10 protein-coding genes are annotated in these 13,138 nt (G+C 64.1%); 4 read left to right on the plus strand and 6 right to left on the minus strand.

Annotated features, from left to right (window positions below; all coding sequences use genetic code 11):
• Nucleotides 1–30 precede the first annotated feature (30 nt).
• The gene (locus IGW03_RS10670; protein ID WP_194722534.1) at nucleotides 31–1,011 is read left to right on the plus strand and encodes a LysR family transcriptional regulator; all 981 of its coding nucleotides are present in this window, start codon (nucleotides 31–33) and stop codon (nucleotides 1,009–1,011) included.
• A 133-nt stretch (nucleotides 1,012–1,144) separates the two neighbouring features.
• On the opposite strand, the gene IGW03_RS10675 is transcribed toward IGW03_RS10670, so the two are convergent.
• The 5 genes from IGW03_RS10675 to IGW03_RS10695 form a co-directional block, all read right to left on the minus strand.
• Nucleotides 1,145–3,370 (minus strand): PhoX family protein, encoded by a 2,226-nt coding sequence (locus IGW03_RS10675; protein WP_194722535.1) that lies wholly within the window; start codon nucleotides 3,368–3,370, stop codon nucleotides 1,145–1,147.
• Nucleotides 3,371–3,435: 65 nt separating this feature from the next.
• Entirely contained in the window at nucleotides 3,436–3,636 is a 201-nt protein-coding gene (locus tag IGW03_RS10680) for a hypothetical protein (RefSeq protein WP_194722536.1), read from the minus strand.
• A gap of 141 nt (nucleotides 3,637–3,777) precedes the next feature.
• Nucleotides 3,778–4,152, minus strand: coding sequence for a response regulator (locus IGW03_RS10685; protein ID WP_194722537.1), 375 nt, complete (start codon nucleotides 4,150–4,152; stop codon nucleotides 3,778–3,780).
• A gap of 314 nt (nucleotides 4,153–4,466) precedes the next feature.
• Complete coding sequence (locus IGW03_RS10690; RefSeq protein ID WP_194722538.1) at nucleotides 4,467–4,673, minus strand: hypothetical protein; 207 nt, start codon at nucleotides 4,671–4,673, stop codon at nucleotides 4,467–4,469.
• Nucleotides 4,674–4,815: 142 nt separating this feature from the next.
• Nucleotides 4,816–5,124 (minus strand): DUF1272 domain-containing protein, encoded by a 309-nt coding sequence (locus IGW03_RS10695; protein ID WP_194722539.1) that lies wholly within the window; start codon nucleotides 5,122–5,124, stop codon nucleotides 4,816–4,818.
• A 93-nt stretch (nucleotides 5,125–5,217) separates the two neighbouring features.
• Here IGW03_RS10695 and IGW03_RS10700 point away from each other — a divergent pair, with 93 nt between their 5' ends.
• Nucleotides 5,218–6,210, plus strand: a complete 993-nt coding sequence (locus IGW03_RS10700) for a GlxA family transcriptional regulator (protein ID WP_194722540.1) — start codon at nucleotides 5,218–5,220, stop codon at nucleotides 6,208–6,210.
• Nucleotides 6,211–6,215: 5 nt separating this feature from the next.
• Here IGW03_RS10700 and IGW03_RS10705 read toward each other — a convergent pair whose 3' ends face one another.
• Nucleotides 6,216–6,674 carry an Lrp/AsnC ligand binding domain-containing protein gene (locus IGW03_RS10705; protein ID WP_057288946.1) on the minus strand — a complete coding sequence of 153 codons (459 nt, stop codon included), beginning with the start codon at nucleotides 6,672–6,674 and terminating at the stop codon, nucleotides 6,216–6,218.
• A 146-nt stretch (nucleotides 6,675–6,820) separates the two neighbouring features.
• Between IGW03_RS10705 and putA the strand changes: the two genes are divergently transcribed.
• Together putA and IGW03_RS10715 are read left to right on the plus strand one after the other, a co-directional pair.
• Nucleotides 6,821–10,513 (plus strand): trifunctional transcriptional regulator/proline dehydrogenase/L-glutamate gamma-semialdehyde dehydrogenase, encoded by a 3,693-nt coding sequence (gene putA, locus IGW03_RS10710; RefSeq protein WP_194722541.1) that lies wholly within the window; start codon nucleotides 6,821–6,823, stop codon nucleotides 10,511–10,513.
• Nucleotides 10,514–10,716: 203 nt separating this feature from the next.
• Nucleotides 10,717–12,690, plus strand: coding sequence for an AsmA family protein (locus tag IGW03_RS10715; RefSeq protein ID WP_194722542.1), 1,974 nt, complete (start codon nucleotides 10,717–10,719; stop codon nucleotides 12,688–12,690).
• Nucleotides 12,691–13,138 lie beyond the last annotated feature (448 nt).

Here is a 13,138-nt window from a genome sequence, read left to right on the forward strand (position 1 = left end):
TCTTGAAGCATTTTCCTTGCGAGCCAGACCATGAGTTTCCTTACCCTTGACCTGAATCTGCTGCGCGTCTTCGATGCGGTGATGACCGAGCAGAACCTGACGCGTGCGGCCAGCCGCCTTGCGATGACGCAGCCCGCGGTATCGAACGCGCTGCGGCGGTTGAGGGATGCTCTGGGCGATGAACTGCTGATCCGCACCGCGCACGGCGTCAAGCCGACCCTGCGTGCGGAAACCCTGTGGCCGTCGGTGCGGCGCGCGCTGTCGGAACTGGAAGAAGCGATCACGCCGGAACAGAATTTTGATATCGCAACTGCGCGAAACACCTTCCGCATGGCCATGGCCGATGCCACCGCCGCGCTCTGGCTGCCGGCGCTGGTGCGCTCCATCGAACGCGAGGCGCCGAGCCTGACGATCCGCATGGTGCCGCTCACCACGCGCGAACCGCGGCCGATGCTGCTGCGCGGCGACATCGATCTGGCGGTCGGTTTCTTCCCGGGCGTGGTGGCCCAGCTTGCGGGCGGGCAGGGCGCCTCGGTATCGCCGATCCGCCATGAACAGCTGTATTCCGGACATTACGTCTGCGTGATGCGCAAGAACCACCCGCTGGCCAAGGACGAGCTGACGCTCGACAGCTACTGCTCCGCCAATCACCTGCTGGTGAGCTTCTCGGGCAGGGCGCACGGCCTGATCGATGAAACCCTGGCCCAGCTCGGGCGCGAACGGCGCATCCTGCTGACCGTCAACCAGTTCTTCACCGCCGGCCGCGTGGTGGCCACTTCCGACCTGATCACCGTGCTGCCGCGCCATCTGATCGCATCGACCGGCATTACCGGCGCGCTGATCACCAAGGAACTGCCGTTCGCCACGCCGAACGTGCACGTCGACATGCTGTGGCATGAGCGGGATACCCGCAGCCCGGCGCACAAGTGGCTGCGCTCGCACTTGAGCGGCACCACCAGCGAAAGCTTCGTCAAGCTGGGCACTGCCGCCGCCGAGAAGCGCGCGGTCTGAGGCAGGGACTGAAAAGCGAAAGCAGGCGCAGACCCCGCTATTGCGCACGATGAAAAACAGAAAAGCCCGCCGAAGCGGGCTTTTCCTTTTTCACCTCCCCGGCTTCGGGAAGGCTTGGGTCTGCGCTCGGCGATCAGGCCAGTCCGCCGCCCACGACGCCGCCGTCATTCTTGGTGATGACGATGGTCGCGGAACGCGGACGGGCATTGCCGCCGTCGGGCCAGTGGCTGCCGAAGCTGGCCGGATTGCTATAAGCCGGCTTGGTGTCTTCACCCGGATGCTGGATGTTGACGAACAGTGCCTTGCCGTCGGGCGTTTCCGCCACGCCGGTGATCTCGCACTCCTTCGGGCCGACCAGGAAGCGGCGCAGGTTGGTGTCGCCGGGCGCCGCGCCGACGTAGGTGTCGATCGCCCTGGTGGTCGCACCGTCGACGTTGGTGATGGTCTTCTTGCCGCCGTCGCCGACCTTGCCGGGCACCGCGGCCAGCATCATGCAGTTGGTGACATCGGTATAGGCGCCGTCGTCGGTCTGGATCCAGAGCAGGCCGGTATTGTTCGAGAACCACAGGCCGTCCGGGCTGGAGAAGTCGTTGTTGGCGGTCAGGTTGGAGACGTTGACGTTGGCCGCATCGGCGGTCGAACGCGCGCCGAACAGGAACACATCCCACTGGAACGTGGTGGCCGTGGCCGAAGCATCCTTCCAGCGGATGATGTGGCCGTTCGGATTGCCCTTCTGCGCGGTCGCTGCAGTGCCTTTCGGGTCGTTGTAGAAGCGCGGGTTGGCGGCATCGACCACCTGCTGGCTGGAAGTCGGATTGGCCAGCACGCGGTTGCTGTTGTTCGTCAGTGTCAGGTAGGCCTCGCCGTTGGCAGGATTGACCGCGACCCATTCCGGACGGTCCATCCTGGTGGCGCCGACCGCGTCCGCTGCGAGGCGGGCATTGATCAGCACGTCGGCCTGGTCGGCGAAAGCGTAGGTGGCGTTGGACGAAGTCAGGCCGTTGCTGCCGAACTTGAGCTCGACCCAGCTGCCGGTGCCGTCGGCATTGAATTTGGCGACGTAGAGCTTGCCGTCGTCGAGGTACTTGTCGCCTGCTGCCAGGCCCCTGGTCGCGTCGGCCGGATCCCAGGCTGCGGTGGAGACGTACTTGTACAGGTATTCGCCGCGCGAATCGTCGCCCATGTAATAGACCAGCGGCTGGCCGGCGACCGGCGGCAGGAAGGCGGCGTTCTCGTGGGCGAAGCGGCCCATCGCGGTACGCTTCTTCGGCGTCGATGCCGGATTGAAGGGATCGATCTCGACGATCCAGCCGTAGGTGTTGGGCGCATTGCGGAAGTCGTCGCTGCCGTTGGTACTGGCGCCGAGCTTCATCGCATTCCAACGGCTGAAGGTCGTGTCGCCCGCCGCTGCGGTGGTGGGAGTGGCCCACAGGTGCGTGCCGTTGCCGGCAATGCCGTAGCGGGAGAACGATGTGCGCTCCTTCGCGGTGCGGTTCGCATCGTCGGTCGCGGCGACGCGGCGGAAGAAGCCGCCCCAGTTTTCTTCGCAGGTGACGTAGGTGCCCCATGGCGTATAGCCGTTGGCGCAGTTGTTGACCGTGCCGCGGGTCTTCGAGCCGTCGGCCGAATAGGCGGTGATCATCATCGGGCTCTTCGCCGCGGGACCGGACAGCGCCATGTCGGTGAGGGCGGTGACGCGGCGGTTGAAGGCGGAATCCTTCTTGTAGCTGTAGCTGCTCCCGTTGCGGACGACTTCGACCACGCTCACGCCGTGCGCATTCATTTCCTTGAGCACTTCGTCGGCGACGGTGCGCACGTTGTCGACGATGGTCTGGCCGGCGGCATGGAGATATGCGCCGGTAATGGCTTCATGATTCATCACCAGCAGGCCGCGGTCGCTGGCCGACGAGCTGTACTTGCCGTCGCTGCCGAGACCGAAGAAATGCATGCCGTCGTGGTGGTCGCCGGCGCGCTGCGCGAACGATGCGCCGCTCTCGGTGCCGTCGTTCTTGTACTCGGCAACACCGGCGGCGATCGGATCGCCGAGGCGGTACAGCACCGTGGCGGTATAGCCGGCCGGTACGCTGACGGCATCGGCCAGGCTCTTGGCAACGGCATTGAAATTGAGCTTGAGGCTCTTGGTGATTTCCGGTGCAGTGGAGGCGATGACATCGCTGCCGCCGCCGCAGGCAACGAGGCTGGTACCGAAGAATGCAGTGGAAGCGAGGCCGAAGCTGCCTTTGAGGATCGAACGTCGGCTCAGGCGCGCATTGAGCACGCTCTCGAGGGAAGGATTGGACGAGGGATTCGTACCAATATCTTCCGGTTCCAGCAGCTCGTTGCGGGTCAGGTCATTCATGGCTTTTGTCCTATGTAGTTTGTTGTGTCGCGTGATGTGAACCGGCCGGCAGACACAATCCGTCCTTACTGCCGGTAGAGCGGCAGCCGCCGCCCGTCCCGACATACCTGCAATTCATCCTGCACCCGGACGATCCTTATCCTGCCTTCGCCCCGCACGTCAACATCCACTTCACCGGTCCGTCCCAGTTCGGTCGCCAGCCGCAGATGTCCATGCAGCAGCCGGTAACCATCGCCTTCCCTGACGATCACGATATCGGGATTCATGATGTTTCCTCCGCTGCAGCAGGAGCAGGTTGCCTGCTTGATTCACGAGCCGTGATGCTACGGAGGATTTGTTACCGCGACATGAAGAGCGGATGACAGTTCAATGACAGCCCATGTCGGCAGTGACGGACTGCCGGCCCGTCACTGCGCCGAAATTTGCCTGGCAGAGCTGCTGATGGCATGCGCCAGCTCGTGGATGTAGTAGGGCTTGTTGAGCAGCGTGAAGTCGAAGTCGAGCCGGTCCGACACAAGGTAGCCGAAACCGGAGGAAAAGATGATCTTGATATTGGAGGCCATTTCAACGGCCATCGTTGCCAGGTCGATGCCGGAAATGCCCGGCAGGTTGATATCGGCCAGCAGCATGTTGAAGCGGCCCTTGCGCAGATGCACCAGCGCTTCCTCGCCGCTGGCGGCGGCCACGGCCTGATGGCCGAGCGAGGCGAGCATCTCGCACAGGATCTCCAGCAGGGAGTCGTTGTCTTCAACCACCAGGATTCGGAGCGGTGTCGCTTCCATCAGGCGCATCCCGCGATCATGCGTGTCGGGCAGATCGAGCCGGTGTCGGCAATAACGGAATGGTTGAAGGGAAGAAGTCGAACACGTGCTGAATCCTGCATCTGATAACCGCCTGTCTGTTACATGGAAAAAACACCGCTGAAAACGGCGCGGGCTGTATTCTCTCAAACGTCGGGTAGATGACAATCCGCAATGACCGCAAACTGCGCCGCGTTTGAGATCGCTCAAACGGGAAATTCATTGGAGAAATGGAAGGCACACCGGGGATAAGTGATATCACTTATCCCCGGCCATACCAAAGATGGATAGGGTATCTAGGTCTTGCCGCGGAACGCCGGACTCGCGTTGCCGCCGTGTGCATCGGCTTGCGGCAGCGGCGGTTCGGATTCCTGCATCTGCTCATTGAGCTGGTCGCGGAGATAATTGATGGGGGCCAGGGCAAGGACGATCACCAGCGTCCAGAAGAGCACCATGGCCAGGGATTCAAGCCATTGCCAGGGAAAAGCATGGAACCAGGTCATAGCAATATCTCCCGTCATCTATCGTCGAACATCGCCTATCTTTTCTGTTGTTTTACCGATTCGATGGCCAAGCTTGTTGACGGGGCTCAAAGGGGACCCGGCGAAGCTGCGCATTTTGGTTCTGCTTCGCCGCTTGGCCGCCTTAACGCTTCTCCGCTGCAAGATTATCGAGTCTGGCCAGCAATAAAGCATGCTCGGCAAGGTCGGCCGGCCTGTGCTTGACGGTCGCGGAGGCAGGGTATTTGCCCAGGAAATTGTCGCCTTTCCAGTTGCTTGCAGGGCGCACCGGGCGCGGAACGAATCCGCCGCCGCAGTTCGGGCAGGCACCGCCGAGAACCTGCGTCGCGCATTCCCGGCAAAAAGTGCATTCAAAGCTGCAGATCATGGCGTCGGCGGAAGACGGCGGCAGCGCCTTGTTGCAGTGTTCGCAGGTTGGTCGCAGTTCGAGCATGGCAAAACCTTTCGTTAAGGGTGGTGAGCAGGTGCGGCCATTGTAGGATGGTCCGCTTTGGCGGAAATGACAAAAAAGCGTTAAATTCTGCCAATGCCCAAACTGGTTGTCATTCTCGTCTACGACGACGTCCAGATACTCGACGTCACCGGCCCGGCCGCGGTCTTCGCCGCCGCCAACGATGCCTGTGCATCGCCGCACTACGACGTGCGCATCGTGTCGCCGGCCGGCGGCCCGGTGAAAAGCAGCAGCGCTGCAGTGCTGATGAGCGATGCACTTGCCGGCGTCGCCGCCGAGGACGTCGCTGTCCTGCTGGTGGCCGGCGGCGATGAAGACGCCCTGCTCAAACTTGCGGAGCAGCCGGAGCTGCGCAGCTGGATGGAAAGGGCGCACCAAGGCGCGGCGCGCTTCGGTTCGGTGTGCACCGGTGCGCTGCTCTTGGCGCGGCTGGGCCTGCTGGCGGGCAGGAAAGTGGCTACCCACTGGTCGGCCTGCGCATGGCTGGCCCAGCATTTCCCGGAGGTGCGGGTCGATTCCGAAGCGCTCTATGTCGAGGACGGCCGGATCTGGACGTCGGCCGGCGTGACCACCGGCATCGACATGTGCCTGGCGATGGTGGAATACGATCTCGGCGCGTCGGCGGCCAACCGCATCGCCGAGCGCCTGGTGCTGTATGCGCGACGGCCGGGCTACCAGTCCCAGTTCAGCCCGATGCTGCGCCTGCAGAGCCGGGCCGGGGCGCCGTTCTCGGACTTGATCGAATGGATGGCAGCGCACCTGGATGAGCCGCTCGACGTGCCGCAGCTGGCATCGCGCATGGCGATGTCGGAACGCAGCTTCTACCGGCGCTTTACCGACGCGGTCGGCGAGACGCCGGCCCGAATGGTGGAGACCTTGCGCCTGGACCGGGCGCGCGAACTGCTGGCGACGCCGGCCAGCCTGAAGCAGATCGCGGCTCAGGCGGGATTCGGCACCGCGGGGAGGTTATCGAAGGCGTTCGAGCGGCGCTTCGGCGTGAGTCCGCAGCTGTTCCGGGAAACCCGCAGCCGGGAAACCCGCCGAAGGCCTGAAGAGCGGGAAGCTTAGCGGATTCAGCGGATCGGCAGCTTGGTGGTGTTCTTGACTTCTTCCATCACCGCATAGGTGTGCGTTTCGCGCACGCCTTTCAGCTGCAGCAGAGATTTGCCGAGAAATTCGCGGTAGGCGTTCATGTCCTTGACGCGCGCCTTGACCAGGTAGTCGAAGCCGCCGGCCACCATGTGGCATTCCTGCACTTCCGGGATCACCTGCACGCTGCGCTTGAAGGCTTCGAAGACTTCCGGCGTGGTGCGGTCGAGCACGACTTCGATGAAGACCAGCAGCGACACGTCGAGCAGCTGCGGATTGAGCTGCGCGGTGTAGTTGACGATATAGCCAGCCTCCTGCAGCTTGCGCACCCTCTCCAGGCAGGCTGCGGGCGAGAGGTTGACGCGCGACGCCAGCTCGACATTGCTGATGCGGCCATCGTTCTGCAGTTCGGAGAGGATTTTTTTGCTGATCTTGTCGAGCATGACAGTAAAACTACGAAAATTTTCTTCGGTTGGATTGTCCCACAAAATACAAAATTCAGATAGCGAACAAGATTTCCAGAATTAATCCTTAGCGATCCTACCTACAATCGAATCATTATTTTTCATCCTTTTGATTCGATCCCTCCATGCTCACCGCTACCGAACAAGCACCGCGCGCCAGCGCTTCCGTTCCGTTTTCGGCTTTCCATGCCGACGTCAACCATGACCAGACCCCGCTGCGCGCCGCCATCACCGCCGTCTACCGGCGCGACGAGCGCGAAGCGGTGCAGTGGCTGCTCGGCCAGGCGAAAACCAGCGATGCATCGCAGGCCCGCATCCAGCAGATGGCCCGCAAGCTGGTCGAAGCGGTGCGCCAGAAGCGTACCCGCGCCTCGGGGGTGGACGCGCTGATGCATGAATTCTCGCTGTCGTCGGAAGAAGGCGTGGCGCTGATGTGCCTGGCCGAGGCGCTGCTGCGCATTCCCGACCACCAGACCGCCGACCGCCTGATCGCCGACAAGATCAGCAAGGGCGACTGGCGCAAGCACCTGGGCGAATCGCCGTCGCTGTTCGTCAATGCGGCGACCTGGGGCCTCTTGATCACCGGCAAGCTGGTGGGCACCAACAGCGAGCAGGGCCTGGGTTCGGCGCTGACTAAGCTGATCGCCAAGGGCGGCGAGCCGCTGATCCGCAAGGGCGTGGACTTGGCCATGCGCATGCTGGGCAACCAGTTCGTGACCGGCCAGACCATCGAGGAAGCGCTCGACAACAGCCGCGACAATGAAAAGCGCGGCTACCGCTATTCCTACGACATGCTGGGCGAGGCGGCGCTGACCGAGGAAGACGCCGCCAAGTACTACACCGCCTACGAACAGGCGATCCATGCGATCGGCCGCGCCTCCAACGGCCGCGGCATCAAGGACGGTCCCGGCATCTCGATCAAGCTGTCGGCGCTGCATCCGCGCTATTCCCGCGCCCAGCGCGCGCGCACGATGGAAGAGCTGCTGCCGCGCATGAAGCAGCTGGTCCTCCTGGCCAAGCGCTACAACATCGGCCTCAACATCGATGCGGAAGAAGCCGACCGCCTGGAGCTCTCGCTCGACCTGATGGAAGCGCTTGCCCATGACCCGGAACTGGCCGGCTTCGACGGCATCGGCTTCGTGGTGCAGGGCTACCAGAAGCGCTGCCCGTTCGTCATCGATTACCTGGTCGACCTGGCCCGCCGCAGCGGCCGGAAGTTCATGGTGCGCCTGGTGAAGGGCGCCTATTGGGATGCGGAAATCAAGCGCGCCCAAGTGGACGGCATGCCCGGCTATCCGGTCTACACCCGCAAGGTCTACACCGACGTGTCGTATCTGGTCTGCGCGCAGAAGCTGCTGGCCTCGACCGACGTGATCTATCCGCAGTTCGCCACCCACAACGCGCACACGCTGTCGTCCATCTATACCTGGGCGCAGGAGCAGGGCGTGACCGACTATGAATTCCAGTGCCTGCACGGCATGGGCGAAACCCTGTACGACCAGGTGGTCGGCGCCGACAAGTTCAACAAGCCCTGCCGCATCTATGCGCCGGTCGGCTCGCATGAAACCCTGCTCGCCTACCTGGTGCGCCGCCTGCTGGAAAACGGCGCCAACTCGTCCTTCGTCAACCAGATCGTCGACGAGAACGTGGCCATCGATTCCCTGATCGCCGATCCGCTGGACGTCGCCGCCAGGCTGGACGGCGCCATGCATCCGAACATCGCCTTGCCGGTCGACATGTTCGGCGCCGAGCGCCGCAATTCCGCCGGCTTCGACCTGAGCAATGAAAACACGCTGGCCGGCATCGATGCCGCCTTCACCCGTTTCGCCGCAAGGCAATGGCAGGCTGTCCCGCTCCTGGGCAGCGGCGCCGTCGCCGGCGGTCCCGCCCAGGCGGTGCGCAATCCGGCCAACCATGCCGATGTCGTCGGCCAGGTCATCGAAGCCGGCGCCGAGGAAGTGGAAACCGCGCTGCAGCAGGCGCAGGCCTATGCCACCGACTGGCAGACCACGCCGCCGGCCATGCGCGCGGATGCGCTGGTGCGCGCCGCCGATCTGCTGGAAGAACACAGCCTGGAACTGATGGCGCTGGCCATCCGCGAAGCCGGCAAGTCGCTGCCGAATGCGATCGCCGAAGTGCGCGAAGCGGTCGACTTCCTGCGCTACTACGCCGCCGAAACCCGCCAGGCACCGAACGCCGCGGCGCTCGGCCCGGTAGTCTGCATCAGCCCCTGGAATTTCCCGCTGGCGATCTTCATTGGCGAAGTCAGCGCCGCGCTCGCCGCCGGCAACGTGGTGCTGGCCAAGCCTGCCGAGCAGACGCCGCTGATCGCGCACCGCGCGGTGCAACTACTGCATGAGGCCGGCATTCCGCGCGGCGCGCTGCAGTTTTTGCCGGGACGCGGCGAAGTGGTGGGTGCCCGCCTGACTGCCGACAGCCGCGTGCGCGGCGTGATCTTCACCGGCTCGACCGAAGTCGCGCAGCTGATCAACCGCGTGCTGGCCAAGCGCACCGCCGAGGAAGGCCGCGACATTCCGCTGATCGCCGAGACCGGCGGCCAGAATGCGATGATCGTCGATTCCAGCGCGCTGCCGGAACAGGTAGTGACGGACGTCATCACTTCCGCCTTCGACAGCGCCGGCCAGCGCTGCTCGGCGCTGCGCGTGCTCTGCCTGCAGGCTGACATCGCCGACAAGACGGTGAAGATGCTCAAGGGCGCGATGCAGGAACTGCGCATCGGCAACCCGGACCGCCTCGCCACCGACATCGGCCCGGTCATCGACGCCGAAGCGCAGCAGGGCCTGCTGCGCCACATCGATGGCATGCGGGCAAAGGGCAGCAAGGTGCACCAGCTGACCTTGCCGTCCGGCTGCGACAACGGCACCTTCGTGCCGCCGACTGTCATTGAAATCAACTCGCTTTCCGAACTGCAGCGCGAAGTGTTCGGCCCGGTGCTGCACGTGCTGCGCTACCGCCGCGACGAGCTGCCGGCGCTGATCGAAGCGATCAATGCCACCGGCTACGGCCTGACGCTGGGCGTGCATTCGCGCATCGACGAGACCATCGACTTCATCACCACGCGCGCGCATGTGGGCAACATCTACGTCAACCGCAACATCGTCGGCGCGGTGGTCGGCGTGCAGCCGTTCGGCGGCGAAGGCAAGTCCGGCACCGGCCCGAAAGCCGGCGGCCCGCTCTATCTCAAGCGGCTGCAGCGCAACGCCACCGTGACGCAGGCGGCGCACACCATCCACCAGAAGGATGCGGCCTCCGCGCAGCCGGCCTTCAACAGCCTGCTGGCCTGGGCCGGCACGCACGGCCACGAGCGCATCGCCGCGCTGGCGGACAGCTATGCGCATGCGACGCTGCTCAATACCGCCCTGGTGCTGCCCGGCCCGACCGGCGAACGCAATACGCTCAGTTTCGCGCCGCGCGGCGCGGTGCTTTGCGCAGCGTCGACCACGCCGGCGCTGCTGAACCAGCTGGCTGCGGTATTTGCCACCGGCAATAGCGCCGTGATGACGGCGGAAACGGCGCGCCTGCTGCCGGTTGGCCTGCCGCAGGAAGTCAAGCGCGCGGTCGCCACCGTGGAGATCAAGCAGCTGCCGCAGACACCGCTGCAGATCGCGCTGGTCGATGCGTCGCAGTTGGCGCATACCCTGGCCGGGCTGGCGGCGCGCGACGGCGCCCTGGTGCCGCTGGTGGAAACCGCGGAAGCCGAGCCGATCGCCCTGTGGCGCCTGGTGGCAGAGCGTGCGGTCTGCGTCAATACCACTGCCGCAGGCGGCAATGCCAGCCTGATGACGCTCGGCGCATAAGCTTCGCCGCCGCGCAGGCGGTTGCGGCATGAAGCGGCAGGGCGGGAATTTTTCCCGCCCTGTTTCTTTTTGGGCGAGCGCTTTGCACCGCCTGTCGCAATGCGCTGATTGCCGTGTAGAAGAAGCAATGAGGCGCATCAGCTTCGCTGCATTGCTCTCACCCTTTCCCCGAACCATTGACAGTCCGCCAACGTCTTATTGGCATGTCACGCGCGACAAAAACAGTCATTGGCGGCAGCCTGGGCCTTGCTGCAGTGATTGCTATTGTCGTCGCCTGTCTCCTCACCTTCGACTGGAACCGCGCCCGTCCCTGGATAGGCGAACGCATCTCCGAAGCCAGCGGCCGCACGTTCGAGATCCGCGGCAATCTGTCGATAGGCTGGCGTCCGGCAGAAGGGCAAACCGGCTGGCGCTCCTGGATTCCATGGCCGCACCTGCAGGCCGACGACATCGTGCTCGGCAATGCCGCCTGGTCGTCGCAGCCGGTAATGGCCCAAGCCGAACACATCCGCTTTTCCGTCAATCCCCTCGGCCTGTTGCGGCGCGAACTGCGCATTCCCAGCCTGTCGCTCGATGCGCCGGATGTGCTGCTCGTGCGCCGCAAGGACGGCAGCAGCAACTGGACCTTCAAGCCCAAGGACGAGTCGGGATGGCAGACCCGCATCGGCCGGATCGCGGTCAACAAGGGCAGCGTGCGGCTTTCCGATGAAGCGCGCCGGCTTGAGCTGAAAGGGGAAGTCGACACCATCGACGGCAGCGACAATGATCCCTACCTGCTGGGATGGCGCATCAGCGGCCATTACCAGGACGAGCCCATCCGCGGTGAGGGCCGCTCCGGCATGCTGGCCATCCAGGGCAGCGAGGCCCGCTATCCGATCGAAACCGGCCTGAAGATAGGCAAGCCGGGAGCGCAGACCCATGTCGAGGCCAAGGGTTTCCTCGACCGGCCGCGCGACGGCCCGATGGTGGATCTGCAGGTCAATGTGGCCGGCGCCAGCCTTGCGCAGCTTTATCCGCTGCTGGGCATCGCCTTGCCGGATACACGGCCCTATACCACTCGCGGCAGGCTGACGGGAACGCCCGGCGTCTCCTGGAACTATCGCGACTTCGACGGCCGCATCGGCACGACCGATATTGCCGGCGAGCTGCGCTTCCTGCTCAAGATGCCCGGAACGGACGGCCACGGCAGCCAGGCGCTGGACAGGCCGCGGCTGGAAGGCAAGGTGGTCTCCAAACGGCTGCAGTTCGGCGATCTGGCGCCGCTGGTCGGCATCAATACCGCCGGCAAACCGGAAGCCAAGCCGTCCGACCGGCTGCTGCCGGACAGCCCCTGGCGGCCGGAGCGCTGGAGGAAGATCGATACCGATATCGAATTCACCGCCCACAGCGTGGCGCGCAGGGAGCTGCTGCCGGTCGACAGCCTGGTCACGCGTATCCGGCTGGAAGAGGGCGTGCTCACGCTGGCGCCGCTGGAAGCGGGAATTGCCGGCGGCAAGCTGAGCGGCAAGCTGCGGCTCGACGGCGGCAGGCAGCCGCTGCGCGGCGAGATGAGCTTGTCGGCACGGCATCTGAAACTCGGCAGGCTGTTCGACGATCCGCTGATGAAGGGCAGCACCGGGGAAATCAATGCCGACGCCTCGCTGCGCGCCAGCGGCAAGTCGATTGCCGGACTGCTGGCGGGTGCCGACGGGGAGCTGCGTTCGGTGGTCAACGGCGGCACGGTCAGCAGGCTGTTCCTCGACAAGATCGGGCTGAATGTGAGCAGCCTGGTGGCGGCACAGATGTTCGGCGACAAGCAGGTGAAGATCAATTGCGCGCTGAGCGATGTCGAGATTGCCAAGGGAGTGATGCGGCCGCGCGCTTTCGTCATCGATACCGAGGAGGCGCAGATCAAGGTCGACGGCATGATCGACTTCGGCAAGGAAAAGGTGGCGATGACGGTTTATCCGGAGAGCAAGGGATGGCGGCTGATTTCGCTCAGGTCGCCGATTCATGTGGATGGGAATTTCAGGAAGCGGGAGGTGACGGTGGATCGGGGGATGCTGGCGTTGAAGGCGGGGACTGCGGCGGCGCTGGGGTTGCTGGGGCCGGTGGTGGCGGCGTTGATTCCGTTGGTGCATGTGGGGCCGGAGGAGGGGAATCAGTGTGGGGAGTTGTTGGAGGGGACTGGGAAGTGAGGGTTTGGGCGGCCTTACTTGCTGATGGTGAGGACTTCAGTGTCTGCATTGGGAGGAGTAGTTCGGAGATTACTTGGACTTTGGTTTCTCCGTGGGGGCTTGCCGGGGGTGGCCCGGCGGCCACTCACTTTCTTTGCTTCGCCAAAGAAAGTAAGCAAAGAAAGGCGACACCCCTATCGCCGCCCCTGCGGGGTTCCCAAAAGTGTTCGGCATAAAGCGGGAAGCGCAGAAACTCGCCTGCGGCTCAGACAGTCTGCGCTTCTTTATCCGCTTTACGCCAAACACTTTTGGCGTCGATAGAGGGGGAAGCTAACAGCCTCTGTGCACAAGCTTGGTCTGAATTAGCAGCCGGCGGTCGACTACCCTCTCCCGCAAGCGGGAGAGGGGTCGGGGGTGAGGGCGGTCGCAAGGGAGAGACAGTTTCCAACATCCAGAAACCAGCGCCGAA

It is taken from the genome of Noviherbaspirillum malthae (assembly GCF_015352985.1).
Taxonomy (GTDB): domain Bacteria; phylum Pseudomonadota; class Gammaproteobacteria; order Burkholderiales; family Burkholderiaceae_D; genus Noviherbaspirillum; species Noviherbaspirillum malthae.